Origin of the sequence: Nocardia sp. NRRL S-836, assembly GCF_001279525.1 — a bacterium.
Lineage (GTDB): Bacteria > Actinomycetota > Actinomycetes > Mycobacteriales > Pseudonocardiaceae > Lentzea.
In genome coordinates this window covers 1-21683 of the sequence record NZ_LGDY01000097.1, presented here as the reverse complement: position 1 = coordinate 21683, position 21683 = coordinate 1, and the positions used below count along the sequence as shown (strand labels likewise).

Below are 21683 nucleotides of genomic sequence, written 5' to 3'. Positions count from 1 at the left end.
GCTCGGTCAGCGGCTGGTGTCGAGCTGCGCTTGTGTCTGCAGTGAACGGAGGGCTCCGTGCCACGGGTGGTTCGGGTTGTTCTCCACCAGTTCCAGCTTCTCGCGCATCTTGCCGAGCACCGCCGGCTCCTCGTCGTCGTCGAAGAAGTCGCCCTGCAGCAACCGGACGAGGTCGAGCCGGTACTCGGGATCGCGGATGTACGAGCTGAACAGCACGTTGAGCCGGTAGTAGAGGGCGATGAAGTTGCGCCACCACTGGGTGGCGTTGCGGCTCTTGCGTTCGAACTCCGCGAACGCGGGCTTGGCGAATCCGGTCGGGGCGGCGGCGATGATGCTGCTCGCCGCGAGCCGCGCGCTGCTGAGTGCGATGCCCACCCCGCTGGAGAAGATCGGGTCGACGAACCGCGCCGCGTCACCGACCAGCACCCACCCGTCGCCGCACAGCTCGCGCATCGAGTAGCTGTAGTCGCCCTCCGCCTTGAACGGGCGCAGCCGCCGTGCCGAGCGGAGTGCCTGTGCCAGCGGTGGTCGCGTGCTCACCCACTCGTCGAAGAACTTCTCCAGGTCGGCGTTCGCGCCACGCAGCCGCGACTTCTCGGTGACGACGCCGACGCTGGTGACGGTGTCCGAGATCGGGATCTGCCACATCCACGAGCCCGCGAGCGGCAGGAAGTGGATGATCGTGTAGTCGCCGATGCCGGTGGTGCCGGTCGCGGCCTCCCGGTCGAGACCTTCGAACCAGCTGTGCACGGCGTACTGCTTGAACTCCGGGTCGAGGACCTTGAGCTTCAGCTGGCGGCCGAGGAGCGTGCCGCGTCCGCTCGCGTCGACCACCATCCGTGCGTACAGCTCCGACGTGACCCCGTTGTGCCGGAACACCACCCGCTTGGTCTCGCCGTCGAGGTCCACGTGGAGGACCCTGGTCTGCTGGCGCACGACCGCGCCCAGCTCGGCGGCGTGCTCCAGCAGGATCGTGTCGAACCTGGCCCGGTCGACGTGGTAGGTGTAGTCGAACGCCACACCCGTCTGCTCGCGTTCCGCGAACCGGAACTCGACCTGCGGGATGGTGAAGTGGGCTCGCTGGCGCCGCCGCACGCCGTCCGGCAGCGGGATGTCGTCCGCGGAGGCCGTCCAGGCGGCGCCGTACTTGCGGGCGAAACCGGCCTTGTCGATCTTGTCCAGCACGCCGATCTCGTCCAGGGCCACGGTGGACCTCGGCACCAGGGACTCACCGACGTGCTCGCGCGGGAACGAGTCGCCTTCCAGCACGATGCAGCGCATGCCCGCCTTCGCCAGGTAGGACGCGGTGGTGGATCCCGCGGGACCGCCGCCGATGATGCACACGTCGTAGACATCCGCTGTCACGGTTCGCGCCTCTCTGGCTGGTTGTCATGTTCGCTCAACGCACGGCGGTCCACCTTGCCGTTGGCCGTCCTGGGCAACCGGTCGACAGTGCGCACGACGTCGGGCACGAGGTAGGGGGCCAGGCGTCCCGCCAGGAAACGCTTGACCTCGCCCGGTCGCAGTGGTTGCCCGGAACGGGTGCCGGCCCACGCGACCAGCCGTGCCAGGTGCCCGGAGCCGGTGACGGTCACCGCGGCCTCCAGAACGTCCGGGTGGGTGTGCAGCACCGCCTCGATCTCGCCTGGTTCCACCCGGTACCCGCGGACCTTCACCATGCCGTCGCGCCGCCCGAGGTACAGGAACCCGCCTTCCGGCAGCCTGCGCACGACGTCCCCGGTGGCGTACGGGCCCCTCAGCGGCTCGTGGCCGAGGTAGCCGGTCATGAGCGTGGGTCCGGACACCACGAGCTCGCCCTCCTCGCCGGGCTGCGCGATCGTGCCGTCCTCGCGCACGGCCCAGATCTCGTCACCCGCCGCGGCCGTGCCGATCGGTACCGGTGCCGACCGGTCAGCCGGGATCGTCCCGACCCGATAGCCGGCGCAGACGTTCGTCTCGGTGGGGCCGTAGAAGTTGTGGATGGCCGCCGACGGCAGGCGGTCGCGGAGAACCCTGAGGTGGGCGACGGGAAACACCTCTCCCGCGAACACCACGGCCCGCAGCGGCAGCCGTGGCACGTCGAGCAGGCGGCCGAACTCCATCATCATCGTCAGAGCGGACGGCACCGAGTACCAGACGGTGATGGCGTGGTTCACGACGAACCGCACGAGGTCCCGTGGCAGCGACAGTTCGGGGACGAGGTGGACCGACGCGCCCGACCGGAACGCCACGTAGAGGTCGAACACGGAGAGGTCGAACTGCAACGGCGCGTGGTTGGAGAGGCGATCGGAACCGGTCACCTCCAGCTCGTCGGCCGCCCAGTCGACGAACGCGGACGCTGCGGAGTGGCTGACGCACACCCCTTTCGGCGTGCCGGTGGAGCCGGACGTGTAGAGCACGTAAGCGAGTTCCGCGTCGGCCGAACGCTCCACCGGTGGCCGTGCGGCGGGCCTGGCCGCCCAGCCGCCGAGATCGTCCTCGGCGACCAGCGCGGGCAGGGGAGCCGTGTGCTGAAGCAGCGCGGAGAGCCGGCTTCCGGTCGTCACCACGGCGGCCGGCCCGCAGTCGGCGACCAGTGCCGCCACCCGTGCCGCGGGAGCGCTCGGGTCCACCGGGACGTAGGCCGCGCCCAGCCGCAGGACGGCCTGCGTGACCGCGATGACGAACACCGACTTCGGCGCCCACAGCACCACCTTGTCGCCCGCCGCCACGCCGAGCGACGCCAGCTCGCGCGCGAGCACGTCGGCCCGCACGTCCAGCTCGCGGTAGGTGACGTCGCCGTCCGGTCCGCACACGGCCGGCGCCTCCGGGGTGGCCTCCGCGAAGCGGGCGACGTGCTCTTCGAGCCTCATGACCGCAGCTGTGCCGCGATGATGTCGCGGTGGATCTCGGACGTGCCCGAGAACACGGCCGCGGGAACCGCGTCGGCGATCGCCTGCTCGACCCCTGAACCGGCCATGACCCCCATCGCGCCGTGCAGGTGCACCGCGTCGAGTGCGTTGAGCTTCGCGGCCTCGCTCACCGCCAGTTTCGCGAGTGAGACGTCGAGCGGGGTTGCTGTTCCCCGGTCGCGGCTCCAACACGCGCGGTACAGCAGCAGCCGCGCGCTTTCCAGCCGGAGCTTCATGTCGGCGAGCCGGTGAGCGACGGCCTGGTGCCGTGCGAGCGGACGGCGGAACTGACGGCGTTCGCTGGTGTACGCGACGGTCGCGGCGAGCTGACGATCCATCGCGCCGACGTAGGCCGCGAACAGGCACGTGCGTTCCCAGTCCATCGAACCGGTGAAGATCGCCCGCCCTTCGCCTTCCCCGCCCAGCCGGTTCTCCGCCGGCACCACGACGTCGTCGAAGTAGACCGGTGCGAGCGGTGAGGAGATCAGCCCGGTCTTGGGAAGGGGAGCTCCGACCGTGACACCGGGGGTGTGGCGGGGGATCACGAACGCGCTGATGCCGAGGTAGCCGCTGCTGGGATCCGTGCTCGCGTACACGACGAACACATCCGCGAGAGGTGCGTTGGTCACGTAGTTCTTCGTGCCGTTGAGCACGTAGTGGTCGCCGTCCCGCACGGCGGCCGAACGCATCGCGTACACGTCGGAACCCGCCTCGGACTCGGTGATCGCGTTCGCCGCGATCCACTCGCCCGAGACGAGCTTCGGCAGCACCTCGTCCCGCAGCGCCTCCGTTCCGTGTTCGGCGATCGGCATGCCGCACGCGAACGTGTGTGCGCACGCCGAGAACACGAACCCCAGATCGGCATGACCCCGGGCGAAGGACTCGATGGCGGTGCAGGCGCTCACCGAGTCCAGCCCGAGGCCTCCCCACCGTTCTCCGACGCTCAGGCCCAGCAGGCCGAACTCCGCGCAACGCCGCCATTTCCGCCGGCTGAACCACGGGTCGCCGGAGTCGTCGTGCTCGTCGGGGGCGTTGAGCGCCAAGCCGAGCTCGTGGCTGCGCCGGGCGAGCAACAGCTGGTCCGCGTCCGGTGCGAAGTCCATGTGCTCCTCGGCCAGGTGAAGGGGTGCCGGCAGGTCAGGCGGGCAGCCGGTCCGCCACGATCAGGACGTACTGCAGGACGTTCGACCGGTAGCCGTCGAGGAACGCCTTCTCGACGCCGGTGCTGTGCTCGGACCGGGCGCGCAGCTCCCAGTAGGGGATCGTGTCGGCGTTGAGGACGCTGACGCGGCTGGGCGAGAAGCCCGCCGCGGACAGCGCGGCCAGGTACTCGCTGCGCTTGTGCATCCGGGTGCCGTAGTGCGCGTCCACCGCCTCGCAGGCCTCGCTCGTCGGCGCGAGCGTGTCGTTGACGCAGTAGGTGACGCACACGTACCGCCCGCCGGGCTTGAGCACCCGTGCGAACTCGGCGAACGCGTCGGCCAGCTCGACGTACATCGTCGTCTCGTTGGTGATGATCCGGTCGAAGTGGTCGTCCGGGAACGCCGTGCGCGTCATGTTCTGCAGGTGGAAGCTCACCTCGTCGGTGCAGCCGTGCCTGGCCGCGAGCTTCGTCGCGAAGTCCACCTGGTACTGCGAGAGCGTGATGCCGTCCGCCCGGCAACCGAACCTGCGGTGTGCGCTGAACGAACCTCCGCCCCGGCCCGACCCCGCGTCGAGCAGCCGCTGGTCCGCGGTCATGGGTGCCAGGGCGTCGAGCACGACGTCCATCTGCGCGCACTCCAGGCGGTGCAGCTCACGGATGATCGCGTCCTCCTGGTCGGGCGCGGTCAGCACGGCGGGGTCGTACTCGCCGAGTCCGTAGTGGTGGTGGACCAACCCGTCCTCCTCGCCGAGGAGGAGGTTGATGGGGTCGTTCTGCTTCTCGTTCCAGTAACCGGCCACCCATTTCTCGTAGTCGCTGACGATGGCCGCCGGCTGCTCGCCGGGAGCTTGCCGGCCGTCGGGTGCGTGGTCGTGAACGAGTTGTGCCATGGCGTGAATGGTCTTCCAGTCCGAGTGCGGCCAGCGGCTGAGTGAGACGGAGAACGTCTGCTCCACGTACACGAGCAGCTCTTCCACGTTGAGCGAGTCGATGAGGCGGTGCTCCAGCAGCGGCGTGTGCTCGTCGAACTCGACGGGCTCGCCCTCCAGGAGGACCTCGGCCACGAAGTCCTTGATCGCGCGTTCCACATCGTCCACTGCGGACCCCCGAGATTCGGCGCTGATGGGAGACATGGTCATCCGCGTCCGGTGGATCGGCGGGGCCGCGTGACCGGAAGGGCAGCCAACTCTGCCCTGGACGACGGACCGGAGCGGGGGTAGAGATCGGTGGGTGGATGTGGACGATGATCACGACGTGTGGCGAGACCTCCGCCGGACCTGCCCGGTGCGCGAGGAGGTCGGTCCGGACGGGGTGCCGTTCCGGTCGTTCTACCGTCATGCGGAGTGCCAGGCGATTCTGCGTGATTCCGGTCTGTTCAGCTCCACCTCCGGAACTTTGCTCACCTCGGTCGGCACGCCCGACCCGCTCGGCGGCCACACCCTGGCGACGACCGACCCGCCGCGGCACGCCGCTCTGCGCCGTCCGTCCACGCGTGCGCTGGGGCCTGCTGCTGCACGGGCGCACGCCGACGATGTCCACAGCGGTGTGCGCGGACTGCTGGAACCGTTGCTCGCCGGGGGTGTCCACGACGTGGCCGTCCTCCTGCGCCGGTTGCCGATGATCGCCGCCGGGCCGATGCTCGGCCTGCCGGAGACGACGTGGGAGATGGCGGTGTCCGCCGCCACCGCGACCATCGCGCCGTGCGATCCGTTGCACGCCGACGGCGACGCCACCGAGACGGTGCTGCGTGCCAGTGCGGGGTTGTTCGGTGCGATCAGGGAGGCGCTGCCCTCGTCGCTGTCCGCGCCGGACACCCTGCCCGGGGCGTTGTCGGAGGTGTCGGTCGAGGGCGCCGCCCTCACCCGCCGGCAGCTCATGGCGAACGTCCACAGTGCACTGATCGGGGGCAGCACCGCCACGCTGAACACGGCGCTGCACCTGCTGCTGCACCTCGCGCGGACACCGGACCTGTGGCAGGAGGTGGTCGAGGACCGGTCGCTGGTGCCGGGGCTGGTGGACGAGGCGGCGCGCTGGACCACCCCGGCACGTCAGCTCGTGCGCCGTGCCACCGCGGACGTGGAGCTGGCCGGTGCGCACCTGCGTGCGGGGGACTGGGTCGTGGCGTGGCTCGCGTCGGCGAACCGGGACGAGGCCGTGTTCGCCGACCCGGACCGGTTCGACCCCCGGCGTGCGCCGAACCCCCATCTCGCGTTCGGGCTCGGCCCGCACTTCTGCGTCGGTGCGGCGGCTGGCCGCACCCTGCTCGGCGCCCTGGTGACCGAGCTGGCCGACAGCGGTGCCCGGTTCGAGCTCGCAGGGCAGCCGCGCCGCCTCGTGTCCGCAGTGGTCAACGGGATCACCCGTCTGCCTATGAGGTTCACCCCATGAACCAGACGTGCGCCGATCTCGCCGAGGCCGCGGTGCGCGGGCTGTGCGCCGCCGGCGATCTCGGCGACCTCGCCGACCAGGCAGTCGCGGACGTGCGGCTCATGGGCGAGTCGTGGGGCCATCGCTCACCCGACGCGCCGCCCGCGTGGTCCACGCTCACCGCCGACAGCACACCGCTGGAACTCTCCGTCGTGCTCGGTGAGCGACCGCTGGGACTGCGCGCCTCGGTCGAGGCGCAGGCCGAACCCGGTAGTCCTGGGTCCTACTGGGACAGTGCGCTCAAGCTCAGCGAGCGCCTGTCCGCCGTCCACGGCCTCGACCTGTCCAGGCTGCGGCGGATCGAGCACCTGGTGGCGCCACGACCGGCCGACCGTCCGCCGATGGCCGCCTTCCACACCCTGGGCTGGGTACCTGGCAGGCGGCCGGAGGGCAAGATCCACCTGTGGCTGGCCGGTGGCAGCCGCTCGGCCACCGCCGCTCGCACCGACGCGGTGCTCACCGCGCTGGGGTTCCCCGGTCAGTGGCAGGTCGTCGCCGACGCGATGGACGACGATGACACCGTGTCCTACCTGTGCCTCGACCTCGCCGCGGGACCGTTGGCGAGAACGAAGCTCTACGTGCAGCACCGCGGGTCCCTCACGCCGGACAAGCTCGCGCGCTGGGACCGGCTCGGGCCGTCCGCCGAGCTGGACGACGGTCCCACGATGGCCAGGATCGCGGCCAGGGCGTGGGAACGGTCGGCCTGGCAGGGGGAGGTGCCGTCACGCACCCGCCTCGAATGGCGCTCCAACCACCGCCGTTTCTGGTCGTACGGAACGTATGTCTCGTTCCTGCCTGGACGTGCGCGGCCGATCGAGTCCGTCATGCACCAGTTCGGGCTCACCCCGCGCAGCCGTTCGGACGCGGAGGCGCAGTGGATGGTGCGGGAGGTGCTGGACGCCTACGACGTGTCACCGGAAAGCCGTGCGGCCTATGAGCGATGTGCCCGGTTCTTCATGAGTGGCGATGCGGGCGATGAGATGTACGCGCACTCGTTCCTGAGCGCACAACGTTCCGTCGACGGTCCGGCGCGCGTCGCGGTGTACTTCAACCCGCGGATGTTCTTCCGGCGCCACGGCCTGTCCAACGGCGATCTCGCTTTGGCCGAACGGTTCCACGGCGGCAACGGAGCCGGCAGTGGCACCTGCTGAACGAACCGGGACGTTCCGGGCCGAGGGCGCGGACATCAGCCATACCGTCCGCGGTGCCGGCCCGCCGGTCCTGGTGCTGCCCAGCGGCGGCAGTGACGCGCACAGTGCCGCCCCGCTGGCGGTCCGGCTCGCCGAGACGCACTCCGTGCTGACGTACGACCGGCGCGGGCAGAGCCGCACCTCGGTGGGGGACCCGCTGCAGCCGGTGTCGATCGAGCAGCACGCCGAGGACGCCGTGGCGCTGGCCGCGCACGTCTACGGGGACACCCCGGTCGCGGTGTACGGGTGCAGCACCGGGGCGGTCATCGGCCTGGAGCTCGCGCGCCGGTGGCCGGAGCGGGTGAGCGTGCTCGTCGCCCACGAACCTCCGCTGCGGTGTCTCGCCGACGCGGCGGAGCGCGCCGAGTTCGACGCGTTGCACCGGGAGGTGCGGCAGGTGCACGAGAAAACGGGCTGGCGGAAGGCGCTGACGCTGCTGCGGGCCGGCTTCGGGGCGGAGCAGCGTGATCCGCTCGACCGGGAGGCCGACGTCGGCTGGGAACCGCCCGACCAGCGGACGATCGCCAACGTCAACTCGTTCCTCGCGGTCGAGGCGGGCGTGACGTGGGCGTACCGGATCGGTGAGGAGGGCTGGGCGGAGCTGCGGTCCGGGACGACGAGGATCCGGCCGGCGATCGGGTCCGCGAGCTCACCTTTCCTGCGCCGCATCACGGCCAGGCTGGCCGACGTGGTGGGGGAGAGCCTCGCGGTCCTGCCCGGTGGCCACGAAGGCTTTCTGACCCATCCCTCGGGGGTCGCCGCGGCGGTGCGTGCGCTGCTGACCGAACCGGACCCGGTTGACGGATCGGCGGAATGCGGTGAGGTCGCTCAGCCGCCAGCCTGAGGAGGTTTGCGCCCCACTCCCACGGTGATGACCCCGCACGACGGATCACGGCTGATCTCCGGCGAAGGCATGCGCAGGCCGGGATCGCGCACCCCGTACAGCCCGCCCGGGTAGCGGTTGCGGATGAACGGCAGCTCCGCGACGTCGGCGCCGAGGTGCCCGGCGTAATGGCGGACGGCGGTGGCGATGCCGGAGTGGTGCAGTGTCCGCAGTGGACGGTCGGACGACAGGTCCGGGAGCACCGTGCGGAACTCGGCCGCCATCATCCGGCAGATCGCCGGGTTGCGGGTGACGGTGGCGACGGCGTTCGCCCCGGTCGTGTCGAGGAAGTCGCGGAAGCACCGCGTTCCCAGCCCGCCCCGCTGGTGGGCGGGGGCGATCGCGCGGCCCTCGACGACCCACAGCCCCGACCGCAGCCGGTCGAACAGGCCGAAGCCCACGATCTCGCCGTCGAGGCGCAGGATCTGGGCCAGCGTCGCCTTGGCGAACCGGTCGGCCACCTGGTGTCCCATCACCGGTGCGGGCTGGGCGAAGGCACTGGCGCCGATGGCCGCCAGCGCGTCGGCGTGGCGGCGGAAGAACGTCGCGGGATCGTCCAGCCACTCGATTCGCAGATCTTGCACAGACCTGATCACGAAGACCCTCCGAGGTCGTCGCGTGCCGTGTCCGAGCCGAACCGGCTCGGACACGGCCGCAGGCGAGGCGTCAGCGGGGTGTGGTGGAGCGAACTACCTGGGCTGGACCCAGAGACCGACCTGCGCGGAGTTGCGGTAGCCCTGGTAGCGGCACGTGTCGTACCAGCGGCCCTGCGCCACACCCTGCTTGCAGGCTTTGACCGCCGCGTTGTGGTTGGGGTAGACGCCAGCGAACGATGCGGCGTGAGCGGCCGGAGCGACCACCACCAGCGACGCGCACAGGAGTGCGGCGCCGGCGACCAACTTCTTCACCATGCTGTTCCTCTCAATGAATGATCATGAATGCGTTCCGTGAACGCGACATCGCGAACAGCCTGGCGAAAAGTCATGGTGATCCCAAGGGAAAGCGGGCGGCAAGGGCATCGGGGCGCACACTTGTCTTCCTTTACGCTCACAGCCGCTGCCTTTGACGGGCCGGAGCTGCACCAAGTGCCAGTCCATTGTGTACGTGAGTGCAGCATTGGTGGCAGTCTCCACCTCATCGCGCCGCGCACCCGTCCCGGACGGTGGAACGCGCTCTTCCGCCGTTGCCGCGCAGCAGGTTTCGATGACTCCCCGGATCACGTCCTGGTCGGTGGTCGCGCCGAGTTCCACAGTTCTTCGACTCTTGACACGCCATCGGGCTAAGAAGGCGATTGACTATGTGCGCACGCAGCATGCTTCTCCTCCCGGGGCGTCAGCGCGTCGGTGATCCGCTCGGCGTGAACCCGTCCCGCGGGTTCCGGGACGCGAGATGACGACCGCGTCGGAGCGACCGCTCGGACTCGACGTCCTGCGTCTGCCGATGCCCGGCCACGCGCTGGTCGAGCCGGACCTGATCGATGTCGTGGGCCCCTGTTCGGCGGAGCCGACGTTGTCCGCACCGGTCGCGAGAGTGGCGGCCGACGACTCGGATCGGGCGTTCTACCGCTGGATGATCGGCCACCACGTGACGTTCGGCGTGTGGCGCATGCTCGCGGACCTGCTCGCCGGCTCGGACGGATCCGGCAGCCTCTCCGAGGCCGACACGGCACGGGCTGCGTGGTGGTACGACTGCTACAGCGCACTGCTGCTCTACGCCGGCAGCTGCACCCCGGAGGTCTACGCCCTGTCCATCCGACCGCGGATGGCCGCGAAGCACCCGGCCTTCAGCGGCCTGTGGGCCCGTGACCACGAGCGGGTCGCCGACCTGCTCGGCACGCTGCGCCCGCCCCGCGACGGCGTGCTCAAGCGAGCGCTCAAACGCAACCGCCTGGTGCACATGACCGTGGCGCAGATGCTGGTGCCCGAGGGGGCCTCGCTGTTCAAAGGCCACGGAGGCCGCGCGGGCAACGGTGTCACGGACGCCGAACGCGCCCTGTTCGACGAGTTCTTCCTGGTGAGCCGCGGAGTGGTCACGCAGGCCGACTTCACCGCCGCGATGCTGTCGCGGCTGGTCGCGATCCGGGAGGACCTCGCCGCTGACCCGGTCGACGCGCGGGCCGAGGTGTTCGACCTGCTGCCCACCGACCTGCCCGGCATGATCGAGGAGTTGATCGTCGTCGTCGGGCGGTCATCGCTGGTCGAGGTGCCCGTTCGCGCCGCACTGCCGTGAGTGTCCCCGGCTCGCCGGGGACACTCACGGCAGGCTCACATCACCGCCCATACCTCGCGGGGAGTTTGCGCGCGATGGTCAACCCGTCGGCCAGCGGCAGCATGACCGCCTGCACCCGGTCGTCGGCCCGCACGTGCTCGTTGAACGCGCGGATCGCCGCGGCGTTGCCCTCGGCGTGGACGCTGGTCGCCTCACCGGCGTACAGCACGTTGTCGGCGATGATCAGTCCGTTGTCGGCCACCCGCGGCAGCAGCTGCTCCCAGTACCCGATGTAGCTGACCTTGTCCGCGTCGATGAACACGAGGTCCACGGCCGGCTCCGGGGGCAGCCGGTCGAGCAGTTCGGCCGCCGGGCCGATGTGCTGGCGGATGCGGTCGGCGAACCCGGCCTCCTGCCAGGCCCTGCGCGCGGTCGAGGACCACCTGTCGGTGATGTCGTAGGTGTCGATGGTGCCGTCCGCCGGCATGCCTCTGGCGAAGGCGAGCGCGGAGTACCCGGTGAAGGTGCCGACCTCGATGATCCTGCGTGCCCCGCTCGCAGCGGCGAGGAGGGTGAACAGCACCGCCTGCTCGTGGGCGATCTGCATCTCGGCGACCTGTCCGAGCGCGGTCGTGGTGTCGATCAGCCACTGCTGCACGGGCACCGGCTGCTCGGTGCAGTGCAGGACGTAGTCGAGGATCTCGGGCGTCAACCGGATCCGCTTGTCCACCTGGGTAGCGCCGTTCACTGCCACGTTCATGCCTGACCTCCACGGTTGATGCGGCTCAGAGGCCCTTGTTCCATGCTGTGGCCGTGCCGCCGCCGGGAAGCACCGACAGCACGCCGAGGCCGGGTCTCACGTCCAGGAATCTTCGGAGCCGGCTGTCCCGGCGAGGTGGGCGTCCACGACGTCGGCGGCCAGGCGCACGTCGGCGTCCAGCGGCCGGTCCTGCTCGATCGGCGGGATCGCGTCGGCCAGCCGGTCGGCGAGGCCGATGCAGAACGGCGCGGTGGGCCGGCCGTCGCGCAGGTGCACCGCCTGCCGCAACGCGACCGCCAGCCCGCCCTGCAGGTGTCGCAGCAACCGCGCGGTCTCCCACGCGTTCTGTGCGGCCTGCGTGCCGAACGGGACGACGTCCTGGTTGTGCAGGTTCGTCGGGAGGCTCTGCACGCTGGCGGGCATCGCCTGCCGGCGCATCGCCGCCACGATCGCCGTCGACGCCAGCTGCACGCCCTGGACCCCGTGGTGCACACCGGGACGCGGTGACAGCATCGGCGGGAGCCCGGTGTTCCGGTTGGGGTCGACGAGCAGGTCCAGCTGCCGCTCGGCGAGGTTGCCGACCTGCACCGCGACCGTGGTGAGCAGGTCGCTCACGAACGAGCAGGGCTGGCCGAAGAAGTTGCCGCCGTGCGCGACCGCCTCGTCGTCGACGAAGAACAACGGGTTGTCGCTGACCCCGTTCAGGTCGTCGTGCACCACCTCGCCCGCGTACCGGTGCGCCGACGTCGCGGCGCCGAGCAGCTGAGGGGTGCAGCGGATGGAGTACGGCTCCTGCAACGGCCGCAGCCCGGTCGGACGCGTTCCGTCGAGCATCGTGGCCATCCGTGCGCCGACCTCACCGGCGGCCGGGTGGCCGAACGCGGCGAGCAGCCGGTGGTCGAGGAACGCGGTGGTGCTGCCGAGCAGGTCGGCCAGCAACGCGCTCAACGCGGTGGCGGCGTGCAGCGACCGGCCGATGGACCGCCACGCGAGGCCCGCGGTGGCGGCGGTCAGCGAGGTGCCGTTGACCAGGGCGAGCGCGTCGCGCCCGTCGAGCACCAGCGGCGTGAGACCGGCCGCCCGCAGCGCCTCGGCCGCGGGCAGCCGCACACCGTCCACATAGGCGTGTCCGGTTCCGCGCAGCGCCTGCGCGACGTGGGCCAGCGGGACGAGGTCGCCGCTGGCCCCGACCGACCCGTAGGTCGGCACCGCCGGGGTGAACGTCGTGCGCAGCACCGCCATCAGACCGTCCACAACAGACGGTGTCACGCCGGACCTGGCCTTCGTCAGCGACGCCAGCCGAGCCAGGATCGTCGCCCGCACCACCGGGATCGGCAGGTCGGCACCTTGGCCGGCGGTGAGGTGCTGCAGAGTGTTGTCGCACTGCTCGGCCGCGGTCTCCCGGCCGGCGAACGTCACCAGCGGACCGAACCCCGTGGTGGCGCCGTACACCTCGTGCCCGTCGGCGACGACCGAGTCGACGAACCTGCGGCAGCGTTCGAGCTCACCGCGGGCGGACTCGGACAACCCGACGTGGAGCAACCCGCTCGCTCGCTCCAGCGCTGCCGCGTCGAGCCTGCCCGGCAGGGTCACGTCGTGGGTGACGACGTCGTGGATCGTCGACATGCGAGCTCCAGTGGGTGATGGGGTTGAGACGAACTCGCCAGGTGACCGGCATGGGACGGGGACCGCGCAACACCTGCGTGGTCATCGGTGCCCGCCTGCCGCAACCCCACCGGTGACCACGACCTGGAGGACGTGATCCACCGAGCGGCGGTAGGTGCTGCGCTCTTCGACGCCCACCGGCTGATTGTGTGTCTGCGGACGCGTGCTGTCTGCCATTCGTTCCACGCGCTGGAACGTCGCTCGCGCAGCGACCCGGCGGGTGCCGGGCACAGGAGCCGCCGCGCCCGGACGAGCGACAATTGCGGAAGTCCACAGGGGTGTTCTGCCCGGTCCTGCCCCTAGTGTCGGCAACGTCCCACCGGGCCGCGTTCTGGAGCGGCGGGGTTCCTCGACGTGGCCGTGTGCGAGCAGCAGGAGAAGGCATGACGACATCCGGGCACTGGACGAGCAACCTCGCCGAGTCGGTCTGGCAGGACACCACCTCCCGGCGCACAGCGCTCATCGAGCACAGCAGCGGACGTTCCTACCGGTATCCGGAGTTGAAGCAAGCCGTCGAACGGTTCGCCGCCGCGCTGCGTCCCCGGCTCCACGGTCCGGACGAGGTCGTTGCACTCGTGTGCGACAACACGGCCGAGTTCGTCGTGGCCTACCACGGCACCCTGCTCGCCGGTGGCGTCGTGCTCCCGCTCGAACCGCTCGGCACCCCGGAGGAGTGGCAGCCGGTGCTCGAACGGTGCCGTGCCGCCCACGTGGTCACCTCGGCGAAGGCGTGGCGGCAGCTGTCCGCTCTCCCGTCGGCCGCGTCCGTGCGCAGCGTCGTCGTGGTGGACGAGCTCCCGTCCGGCGACGGGACGATCAGCTGGCACCGGTGGCTCGACGGGCTGGCCGCCGACGCGTCCCCGGCCGCCGGGGACGAACGGCCGGCGTTGCTCGCCACGTCGAGCGGCTCCCTCGGGCTCCCGAAGCAGATCGTGCTCACGCACCGCAACCTGGTGTCCAACCTGGACCAGATCGACGCGGTGCACCGGCTCACCGCCGACGACGTCGTGCTCGCCACGACACCGTTCCGGCACATCTACGGCATGCAGATGGCGATGAACCCCACGCTTCGCGCGGGCGGCACGCTCGTCACGGTCCACACCCCGTTCAGCGTCAGCGACCTGGTGGAGGTCATCGAGACGCGGAAGGTCACCGTGGCGTACCTGGTGCCGAGCCTCCTCGCGGAGCTCGCCCGGCTCGGCGGCACCGGCGGCCGCGACACGAGCAGCCTGCGCCTGGTCTACTCAGGTGGCGCCCCGCTCCCCGCGGACGTCGCCCGGAGCTGTGCCCGCGTGCTCGGTGTGCCGGTGGTGCAGGGCTACGGCATGACGGAGGCGGGGTGCACCTTCGCCCCGCCCGACGGCAGCCCGCCGGTGCCGGCCTCGATCGGCAGGGCGCTGCCCGACACCGAGATCCGGTTGGTGGACCCGGAGACCGGGGTGGGCGGGGAGACGGGGGAGATCTGGGTGCGCGGCCCGCAGGTGTCACCCGGCTACCTGGACGACGACGGCACCGTGCGCAGTCTCGCCGACGAGGAGCACTGGCTGCACACCGGTGACATCGCCCGGCGCGAGCCGGACGGCCACGTCACGATCATCGGCCGCATCAAGCAGCTCATCAAGTACAAGGGACACCAGATCGCGCCTGCTGAACTGGAAGCCGTGCTGCTCAGCCACCCCGACGTCGCCGACGCCGTCGTGACCGGGGCACCGGACGAGGTCGCGGGCGAGATCCCCGTCGCGTTCGTCGTGCTGACCGGGCCGGTGGCGCTGTCCGAGGTGACCGACTTCGTGGCGAGCCGGGTCGCGCCCTACAAGAAGATCCGCTCGATCAGCGCGGTGGACCGGATTCCGCGTTCCGCCATGGGCAAGGCGCTGGTCCGCGAGTTGACCGACGGCCGTGCCGGAGGAACGCGATGAGGGTGCTGATCACGGGTGGTGCGACGGGTTTCGGCCGCGTCCTCGCGGAGGAGCTGTGCCGCGCCGGAGCGGCGGTGGTCATCACCGGGCCGGACTCCGCGGCACTGCGGCAGGTCCGCGGCGAACTGCTCGCCGTCGCCGCGGTGACCGTGGACTGCACCGACCCGGCCTCGGTGGAGGCGGCGGTGGCCGCGGCGGAAGCCGCGTTCGGACCGCTCGACGTGCTGGTGAACAACGTCGGTGTGACCGGTGCGGCCTGGGAGATCGGTCAGGACGACTGGTGGCGGGCGGTCGAGGTCGACCTCCGCGGCACGGCGTTGACGACGGCCGCGGTGCTCAGGCGGATGGTGCCGCGCAAGCGGGGGCGAATCGTCAACGTCGTGAGCCACCGGGGAGAAGACGGGTCGTACCACGCGACCGCCTCCTCGGTGTCGGCGGCCGCGGTGGTCAAGCTGACGGAGGGCCTGGCGGCGGAGCACCGCGGACACGGTGTCACCGTGCTGAGCTGTGCTGCCGGACGCGGCACACCCGCTGCCGAGGCGGCCTCCGTGCTGCGCCGCGTCGTCGAGGGTGCGGCCGACCACCGGTCAGGCGAACACCTGACCGTCGAGGACCCGCTGGTGCGGACCACGTGGGAACCGATGCCGCTCAGCTGGTAGCACGGAGAACCGTCACGCTCAGCGTTTCGTCGCGAAGATCCACCGGTTGCTCGCCAGCGCGTCGTCGGTCTCCGGCTCGGGGCCGCGCCCGAACCTCCTGGTGAAGTCGAACGGCGTCGTCACTCTCGTGACCCAGCCCGTGCTCGCGAGGTACCCGGCCGAGTCGGGGCGCGGTTCCGCGTCGAACAGCGTGAGCAGGTCGACGCCGATCCGCTGCTTCGCCGCCGAGTACACAGCGCTGGAACGGACTTCGGGCCGTTCGCTGCCGAGCTTGACCTCGAACGCGATGGAGCTGCCCCGCACGCCGAGCCTCGCCACGACGTCGATCAGGCGGCGTTCCGCGTCGCTGGGCAGGTACAGCATCAGGCCTTCGGCGAGCCAGACGCTCGCAGCGGTGGGGTCGAACCCCGCGGCGCACAGCGGTGTCTTCCAGTCGCCGCGCAGGTCGGTCGCGATCGGGATGCGCCGGGCCCGCGGAACCGGCCGCAGGCCGTCGAGGACGTCCTGCTTGAAGCGCAGCACAGGGTCCTGGTCGAGCTCGAACACGACGCAGTCCGGCGGCCAGTCGAGGCGGAAGGCACGCGTGTCCAGACCGGCGCCCAGCAGCACCGCCTGCCGTGCTCCGGCACGGGCCGTCCGCAGGACGAAGTCGTCGAGCACCCTCGTGCGCAGGCCGAAGTACCGCCCGAGCCTGCCCCACAACGGGTCGGCGTCACCGGCCGGGACCTCGTGCGGGCGCAGCGGCCAGCCCTCGCACGTGCCGGCGGCACGCACGAAGTGCTCGGCGTAGTCGTCACGCGCGAGGGAGTCGGACCGGTGGGTCTCGATGGCGCGGGCCGCGGCGACCATCAACGCGGTGCGCGCGACCCCGTGTTCTACGGTCCGGCTGCCGTGTTCGGTACCGGGCACCTGTCCTGCCTTTCCTGGTCGCACCGCGCGGCGGCGGGCACCGACCACACCTCCGGGTCGTCGAGCGTCGTCAGCCGGGCGCCGTAGACGGTGCTCATGAACCGTTGGACCGTCTCGTCCGCCAGGTGCAGGCTCGTCGTGCAGTCGGTCAGCACGCTCACGTGGAAGCCTTGCTGGAACGCCGTTCGCGCCGTGGTGTCCACGCAGACGTCGGCGTAGAGACCCGCGAACACCAGGTGCTCGACGCCGGTACGCCGCAGGTGCTCCTCGAAGCCCGCGCTGAGGAACGCGTCGAACCGCGCGTTCTTGGTGAACACGTGTTCACCCGGCGCGGGCCGCACGCGGTGGAACTCGGCTCCCCAGGTGCCCTCCCGGCACTTGGGGAGCTTGCCGAGCACCTGGTCACGCCGCCGCCAGCTCGGCCCCTGGTGCTCGACGTCGCCGTGGAACCGCACGAAGACGACCTCCACCGCACGTTCCCTCGCCACGGTGACGGCGCGGGCGGCGTTGGCGGTCACGGCGTCCAGGACCGCGGGATCGCCGCGGTAGCGGGCGGCCACGGCCGGGCCCGAGCAGAAGTCGTTCTGGAGGTCGATGACGACGAGCGCCGTCGCCGTCATTCCTCGCCCGCCCGCGCCACCGCCGCGTGCCGGCCCCGCGGGCCCGGCTCCCGCAGCAGTTCGAGCACCGCGGCCACCACCTCGCCGGTCGAGTGCCGCCCGCCGAGATCAGGGGTGCGGACACCCTGGTTCGACACAACGGTGAGAGCGCTTTCCACCCGCGCGACCGCTCCGGCGCAGCCGGCGTGCCGCTCCGCGACAGCCGCTGCCGCCCGGATGGTCGCTGTCGGGTTGACGACGCCCAGGCCCTCCAGGTCGTCGGCCGAGCCGTGGACCGTCTGGTACTCCACCAGGTTGCTCACCGCGGGGTGCAGGTGGACGTTCTCGGTGCAGCGGTTCTCCTGGCGCTCGCAGCCCAGCCTGTCCAGCAGGACGACGTGCATGATGTCGGCCCACTCGTTGGCGCCGATGACGACGCTGCGGGCGGGCAGGCCGTGCTCGATGATGTTGCGGTTGACCGTGTCCGGCTGTGCCAGCCGGAGCTCCACGCCGTGCCGGGCGCCGATGTCGGCCACCCACTCGCCCAGCGCCCCGTCGAGCAGGTGGAACTTGTACGCCATGACGACGGGCCCGACCGGCTCGCCGGGCCAGTACCGCTCGGCCTGCCGGAGGGCGGTGAGGACGACCCGTTCGGTGATCTCCGCGCTGAAGGTCGTGGTACGGCGCACGATGCCGGGCTCGTGGTGGTTCTCGCCCGTGTAGAAGCCCTGTGCTTCGTCGCGGACCAGGAGGAGCTCCGTGCCCTGCCCGGCGATCAGGTCGACCTTGACCGCCTGGAGCCGTTCGCGGACCAGGTACAGCGACTGCGCGTTGATCGCGGTGCGGAAGATCGCGGTGGTGCCCGCGCGTGCCTGCTCGCGGCAGAACTCCTCGTAGTGGCGGGCGTCCTGCTCCGTGAGCAGCCGGACCTCCTCGACCCCGCTCGCCTCGGCCCTGAGGGAGAAGTACGAGTGGTAGAGCCGTGGGGAACGGGTGAGCCCGATGCGCACCGACCACGCTTCTCCGAGCGTGGCGAGGACGCGTTCGAACACGTCGGCGAGCTCCGGCCCGGTGCCGCGGCCGACAGCGAGTCCGATGGTGGGGACCAAGGTGTTCCTCTCCTGCCCGTCCGTCGCTCAGGCCCTGCCGCCGACCAGCTGGTCGCCCGGGATGCCGGTCTTGGTGGGGCTGTAGTAGTCCTTGATCCCGGCAACCCAGGTCGACACGGTGATCTGGTCGGACTCGGACGGGCCGAAGGCGTCGAACAGCGCGTGGATGGCGTCCTGCTCGAAGCCGATCGCGGTCATCAGCGCCAGGAAGACGGGCCGTTCGACGAGCCCGTCGCCGTCCGGGTCACCCAGCGCGGCGAGCGCCTCGGCGAACTCGCCGACCGTGTCGTGGAACCGCTCCGGTTCCAGCACGCAGTCCGCGAACTCCTCGAAGGTGATCGACCCGTCGCGATCGGTGTCCAGCTCGGTGACCAGGGTGGACCAGTAGCGCTCGAACGCGCTGCGCATCGCGTCCTTGGCCCCGTCGCTGGACCGCGGTGCCGCCGCCACGACGTCGTCGGCCATGATCTCGAAGTCCTCGGCCTGCAGGTGGCCGTCCCCGTTGCGGTCGAACAGGGCGAAGACGACCGAGACGCGTTCGAGGGCGTTCTTCTGCATTCGCTGAACCATCTTTCCGGATGAACGTGAACGGAACGGGAAGCTCCCGTCCCCGGACAACGGCCACCGTAGTCCGGAGAAGTGCACGAATAACCAGAAAGCACCGCAAAGTGTGAATTTCGGTTCTCGGGTTCGAACCGCCCGAATGCGGGTTGTCCCGTTGCACCGGCCTGCGCTTGGACCCGGCGGACCGCATAGAGGACGCACCGCGGGTTTTCCCGTTACGGCAAATGATTCACTTGGTCGCGGCTGAGCAGCACCACCACGACGTGCGGATGACTGTGGGTGACGAGTCAGGTCGTGCTCCGGCGGTGGCTGTCCCGCGTCAGCCGCAGGAGGTCCACCTCCTCGCCCGCGGCACCGACGGCGACCGTGCCGGGGTCGTTGAAGAACAACGATCTCGACCGCCGGGAGTCTCCAGCCGCCATCAGCTTCTCCAGCGAGTACAGACCGGCCATCGTGAACGAGAGGCCGGGATGGCGGCGTGCGAGGTCCCGCTGGACCGACTCGGCCGCGGCGTGGCCCCGTCGCTCGGAGACGCTGTCGACCATCAGGCCCAGGCTCGGCGGAGCCCCCTCGACGGTCAGCGACGCCCGCAGCTTCTCGATCGTGTAGCCGGCGTGTCCGAGCTCGTGGAACGTGCGTGGGCTCCACACCGTCCTGAGCAACCGCCACACATGATCACCACCCGCGTCGACCACGGCCACGCAGTCCTCCAGTTCGGGAACACCACCCGTGGCGACCACCGAGCGCACGTGGTCGGCCAGGCCGTCGAACGCGGTCGCCAGCCGGATCGTGACGCCGCCCGTGCCGGGGCGGGTGATCTCATCGGCCATCAGCTCCGCCACGCGCTGCCTGCGCGTGTCCACCTCGTCGAACCACGCCTGAGCCAGCTCGGGGCCGACCATGCAGCGCCTCAGCGCGTCGGCGAGGAAGAGGTAGTACTGGGCCCTGGGCAGGTCGAGCAGCACCGAGACCGGCGTCGACGTCGGCAGGCCCGCCAGAATCCCGCGGACCAGTCGCATCTGCCGCAGGCTCGACTCGTACTCGTAGAGCGAGAGCCGGCTGTCGACCCGAAGCTCGATGATCTTCTCCGCCAGGGGCTCCGGCCGCGGTCGCAACAGGCCCACGTCACGTCCGGTCACGTCGAGGACCCGCAGCCGCCGATCGCTGAACAGGCACACACCGGACACGACGTTGACGCTCGCCACCCCGGCGCCGTCGAACGGCCGGTTCCGCGCGGCCTTGACGTGGACCGGGAAGACGTCACCGCCCACCTCGACCTGCGGGTAGGCCACGGTGGAGTCGTGACCGAAAACCTCGACGTAGGCGTCGGGGCGCACCGTGACGTCCTGCACGCCCAGCAGTTCGACCAGCTCCCGGACCCGGTCGGCGGCACGCCGGAGCGGCTTGCTGCCGGAACCGTTCGCATTCGTGGTGTGGAACAAACCTGGCGCACCGGGCACCTCGGCGATTCCGGCATGGGCAGACGGCTGGTGCCACCGCAGTTGTGGCAGGTCGTTTCCGGCAGAAGAATCTATCAGTCCAACGTAACTCATCAACGCCGCGACCCCTTTGGGTGGGCAAAGCAAGTGGAAAGCGCAGCTAGTGGGTGAAGACGTTGTTTCCCGCGTTGGAAACGCTTTGCATGAACACGTCCGACATCACGGGTGCTGTTCCAGCAACGGCTTGATTTTCGCGCACACGCCGTCGAGTACCTGTCCGATGTTGGCGTCCGGCTTCCACAGCGGGTCGAGTGCCGCGCGGATGGTCTGGTTGAGCTCTTCCTGGCCTCGGTGGCTGGGTTTGACGACGCCCTTGCTGATGCCGTCGATGACGACCGCCTGCAGTTGTTCGGGTTTGATCAGGGGGTTGCTCTTGGCCAGGGTTTGGGCGTTGAGCAGCGACGAGCGTGCCGGTGGGAAGAACTGGGCGAGTTTCGCGGAGTTGGTGGTGTTGGTGAGGAAGCCGAGGAAGTCGGCGGCGGCGTCGGCGTTCTTCGAGCGTTTCAGCACGCCGACTCCGGCTTGCCCGATGACGGCGTAGTCGCCCTTGGGGCCCTTGGGCAGGGGCAGGAGGGTCCAGCCGAACTTGGCGTCTTTCAGTCCGCCGGCGCGGGAGATCTGGCTGACGGCCATGGCGGCGTTGCCGGCGAAGAAGTCGACGGTGGTGCCGGGACCGGGGATGGCGTTGTCGGTGAAGATCGCCTTGTGGATGAACGTCATGGCGTCGTTCATCTCGGGGCTGGCGAACCCGCAGGTCTTGCCGTCGTCGCTCCAGGCGGTGGCGCCCCAGCCGCGCCAGATCGCCGAGAGCACGGCCCAGTTCTGGTATTTGAAGTCGGGTAACACGAGGTTCTTGCCCGCGGCCGCTGCGACGGCTTGTTCCCAGGTCGTGGGTAGTTGTGTGACGAGGTCGGTGTTGACGAACAGGCCGAAGGGGGAGGTTGAGAACGGGTAGGCGTAGAGCTCGCCGTCCTTCTCCCACAGTTTGGTGGCGGAGGGGAGGAGTTCGTCGGCTTTGTCGATCTTGGTCTTGATGGGGGCGAGGGCGCCGGAGGAGACGAAGTCGGGGGCGGATTCTTCGAGCAGCCAGGCGAGGTCGGGTGCGTTGCCGCCGGCGATCTGGGTGGTGAGGGTGGTGGTGTAGCCGTCGGCGGGGACGGAGTCGAACTTGATCTCGGTGATGTCCGGGTGGGCGGCTTTGTACTCGGTGGCGATGTCGTTGAGCAGTGTGAGGTGGGCCTGGTTGGCGGTCCACAC

Annotated in this window: 20 protein-coding genes; 6 read left to right on the top strand and 14 right to left on the bottom strand. The window is 70.4% G+C overall.

Annotated elements, in window-relative coordinates:
• Positions 1-6: 6 nt before the first annotated feature.
• Genes ADL03_RS18795 through ADL03_RS18780 form a run of 4 tightly spaced genes read right to left on the bottom strand, consistent with a single transcriptional unit; the run spans position 7 to position 5132 of the window.
• Positions 7-1365 (bottom strand): NAD(P)/FAD-dependent oxidoreductase, encoded by a 1359-nt coding sequence (locus ADL03_RS18795; protein WP_053734789.1) that lies wholly within the window; start codon positions 1363-1365, stop codon positions 7-9.
• Complete coding sequence (locus tag ADL03_RS18790) at positions 1362-2852, bottom strand: amino acid adenylation domain-containing protein (protein WP_053734788.1); 1491 nt, start codon at positions 2850-2852, stop codon at positions 1362-1364. Before ADL03_RS18790 ends, ADL03_RS18795 begins: the two co-directional genes overlap by 4 nt.
• Positions 2849-3994, bottom strand: a complete 1146-nt coding sequence (locus ADL03_RS18785; protein WP_053734787.1) for an acyl-CoA dehydrogenase family protein — start codon at positions 3992-3994, stop codon at positions 2849-2851. Before ADL03_RS18785 ends, ADL03_RS18790 begins: the two co-directional genes overlap by 4 nt.
• A gap of 34 nt (positions 3995-4028) precedes the next feature.
• Positions 4029-5132: a methyltransferase domain-containing protein gene (locus ADL03_RS18780; RefSeq protein WP_231642005.1), complete on the bottom strand. Its 1104-nt coding sequence runs from the start codon at positions 5130-5132 to the stop codon at positions 4029-4031.
• Between the two features lie 157 nt (positions 5133-5289).
• Between ADL03_RS18780 and ADL03_RS18775 the strand changes: the two genes are divergently transcribed.
• From ADL03_RS18775 to ADL03_RS18765, 3 genes are read left to right on the top strand one after another with little or no spacing between them, the layout of a single operon-like run.
• Positions 5290-6423 carry a cytochrome P450 gene (locus ADL03_RS18775; protein WP_157528928.1) on the top strand — a complete coding sequence of 378 codons (1134 nt, stop codon included), beginning with the start codon at positions 5290-5292 and terminating at the stop codon, positions 6421-6423.
• Positions 6420-7613 (top strand): hypothetical protein, encoded by a 1194-nt coding sequence (locus ADL03_RS18770; protein WP_053734785.1) that lies wholly within the window; start codon positions 6420-6422, stop codon positions 7611-7613. Before ADL03_RS18775 ends, ADL03_RS18770 begins: the two co-directional genes overlap by 4 nt.
• Positions 7600-8496 carry an alpha/beta hydrolase gene (locus ADL03_RS18765; protein WP_053734784.1) on the top strand — a complete coding sequence of 299 codons (897 nt, stop codon included), beginning with the start codon at positions 7600-7602 and terminating at the stop codon, positions 8494-8496. Before ADL03_RS18770 ends, ADL03_RS18765 begins: the two co-directional genes overlap by 14 nt.
• Here the strand turns inward: ADL03_RS18765 and ADL03_RS18760 are convergent.
• Positions 8481-9119, bottom strand: coding sequence for a GNAT family N-acetyltransferase (locus ADL03_RS18760; protein WP_053734783.1), 639 nt, complete (start codon positions 9117-9119; stop codon positions 8481-8483). The two genes, ADL03_RS18765 and ADL03_RS18760, sit on opposite strands and share 16 nt — an antisense overlap.
• Positions 9120-9224: 105 nt before the next feature.
• Positions 9225-9446, bottom strand: coding sequence for a hypothetical protein (locus ADL03_RS18755; RefSeq protein ID WP_053734782.1), 222 nt, complete (start codon positions 9444-9446; stop codon positions 9225-9227).
• Positions 9447-9924: 478 nt separating this feature from the next.
• Between ADL03_RS18755 and ADL03_RS18750 the strand changes: the two genes are divergently transcribed.
• Positions 9925-10764 (top strand): hypothetical protein, encoded by an 840-nt coding sequence (locus tag ADL03_RS18750; protein ID WP_053734781.1) that lies wholly within the window; start codon positions 9925-9927, stop codon positions 10762-10764.
• A 40-nt stretch (positions 10765-10804) separates the two neighbouring features.
• Here the strand turns inward: ADL03_RS18750 and ADL03_RS18745 are convergent, their stop codons facing one another.
• Complete coding sequence (locus tag ADL03_RS18745; RefSeq protein WP_053734780.1) at positions 10805-11503, bottom strand: O-methyltransferase; 699 nt, start codon at positions 11501-11503, stop codon at positions 10805-10807.
• Positions 11504-11599: 96 nt separating this feature from the next.
• Entirely contained in the window at positions 11600-13129 is a 1530-nt protein-coding gene (hutH, locus tag ADL03_RS18740; RefSeq protein WP_157528926.1) for a histidine ammonia-lyase, read from the bottom strand.
• Positions 13130-13551: 422 nt separating this feature from the next.
• Between hutH and ADL03_RS18735 the strand changes: the two genes are divergently transcribed.
• Positions 13552-15087: an AMP-binding protein gene (locus tag ADL03_RS18735; RefSeq protein ID WP_053734779.1), complete on the top strand. Its 1536-nt coding sequence runs from the start codon at positions 13552-13554 to the stop codon at positions 15085-15087.
• Entirely contained in the window at positions 15084-15746 is a 663-nt protein-coding gene (locus tag ADL03_RS18730; protein ID WP_082373258.1) for an SDR family NAD(P)-dependent oxidoreductase, read from the top strand. The genes ADL03_RS18735 and ADL03_RS18730 overlap by 4 nt, the downstream gene beginning before the upstream one ends.
• Before the next feature lie 18 nt (positions 15747-15764).
• Here ADL03_RS18730 and ADL03_RS18725 read toward each other — a convergent pair whose 3' ends face one another.
• The 6 genes from ADL03_RS18725 to ADL03_RS18700 form a co-directional block, all read right to left on the bottom strand.
• A complete protein-coding gene (locus tag ADL03_RS18725) occupies positions 15765-16655 on the bottom strand; it encodes a class I SAM-dependent methyltransferase (protein WP_197288447.1) in 891 nt (296 codons plus the stop codon).
• Entirely contained in the window at positions 16622-17275 is a 654-nt protein-coding gene (locus ADL03_RS18720) for a cysteine hydrolase family protein (RefSeq protein WP_053734777.1), read from the bottom strand. Before ADL03_RS18720 ends, ADL03_RS18725 begins: the two co-directional genes overlap by 34 nt.
• The gene (locus ADL03_RS18715; protein ID WP_053734776.1) at positions 17272-18363 is read right to left on the bottom strand and encodes an isocitrate/isopropylmalate family dehydrogenase; all 1092 of its coding nucleotides are present in this window, start codon (positions 18361-18363) and stop codon (positions 17272-17274) included. The genes ADL03_RS18720 and ADL03_RS18715 overlap by 4 nt, the downstream gene beginning before the upstream one ends.
• A 27-nt stretch (positions 18364-18390) precedes the next feature.
• Positions 18391-18921: an EF-hand domain-containing protein gene (locus ADL03_RS18710; RefSeq protein ID WP_053734775.1), complete on the bottom strand. Its 531-nt coding sequence runs from the start codon at positions 18919-18921 to the stop codon at positions 18391-18393.
• Between the two features lie 293 nt (positions 18922-19214).
• Positions 19215-20480 (bottom strand): hypothetical protein, encoded by a 1266-nt coding sequence (locus ADL03_RS18705; RefSeq protein WP_157528924.1) that lies wholly within the window; start codon positions 20478-20480, stop codon positions 19215-19217.
• Between the two features lie 105 nt (positions 20481-20585).
• The coding region (locus ADL03_RS18700; protein WP_053734773.1) for a sugar ABC transporter substrate-binding protein at positions 20586-21683 on the bottom strand (1098 nt) is incomplete at its 5' end.

Bases quoted from the DNA above. Each gene is read 5' to 3' on its own strand.
- ADL03_RS18790 (WP_053734788.1), bottom strand. From the start codon at position 2,852: ATGAGGCTCGAAGAGCACGTCGCCCGCTTCGCGGAGGCCACCCCGGAG.
- ADL03_RS18785 (WP_053734787.1), bottom strand. From the start codon at position 3,994: ATGGACTTCGCACCGGACGCGGACCAGCTGTTGCTCGCCCGGCGCAGC.
- ADL03_RS18770 (WP_053734785.1), top strand. From the start codon at position 6,420: ATGAACCAGACGTGCGCCGATCTCGCCGAGGCCGCGGTGCGCGGGCTG.
- ADL03_RS18755 (WP_053734782.1), bottom strand. From the start codon at position 9,446: ATGGTGAAGAAGTTGGTCGCCGGCGCCGCACTCCTGTGCGCGTCGCTG.
- ADL03_RS18750 (WP_053734781.1), top strand. From the start codon at position 9,925: ATGACGACCGCGTCGGAGCGACCGCTCGGACTCGACGTCCTGCGTCTG.
- ADL03_RS18745 (WP_053734780.1), bottom strand. From the start codon at position 11,503: ATGAACGTGGCAGTGAACGGCGCTACCCAGGTGGACAAGCGGATCCGG.
- hutH (WP_157528926.1), bottom strand. From the start codon at position 13,129: ATGTCGACGATCCACGACGTCGTCACCCACGACGTGACCCTGCCGGGC.
- ADL03_RS18735 (WP_053734779.1), top strand. From the start codon at position 13,552: ATGACGACATCCGGGCACTGGACGAGCAACCTCGCCGAGTCGGTCTGG.
- ADL03_RS18730 (WP_082373258.1), top strand. From the start codon at position 15,084: ATGAGGGTGCTGATCACGGGTGGTGCGACGGGTTTCGGCCGCGTCCTC.
- ADL03_RS18720 (WP_053734777.1), bottom strand. From the start codon at position 17,275: ATGACGGCGACGGCGCTCGTCGTCATCGACCTCCAGAACGACTTCTGC.
- ADL03_RS18710 (WP_053734775.1), bottom strand. From the start codon at position 18,921: ATGCAGAAGAACGCCCTCGAACGCGTCTCGGTCGTCTTCGCCCTGTTC.
- ADL03_RS18705 (WP_157528924.1), bottom strand. From the start codon at position 20,480: ATGAGTTACGTTGGACTGATAGATTCTTCTGCCGGAAACGACCTGCCA.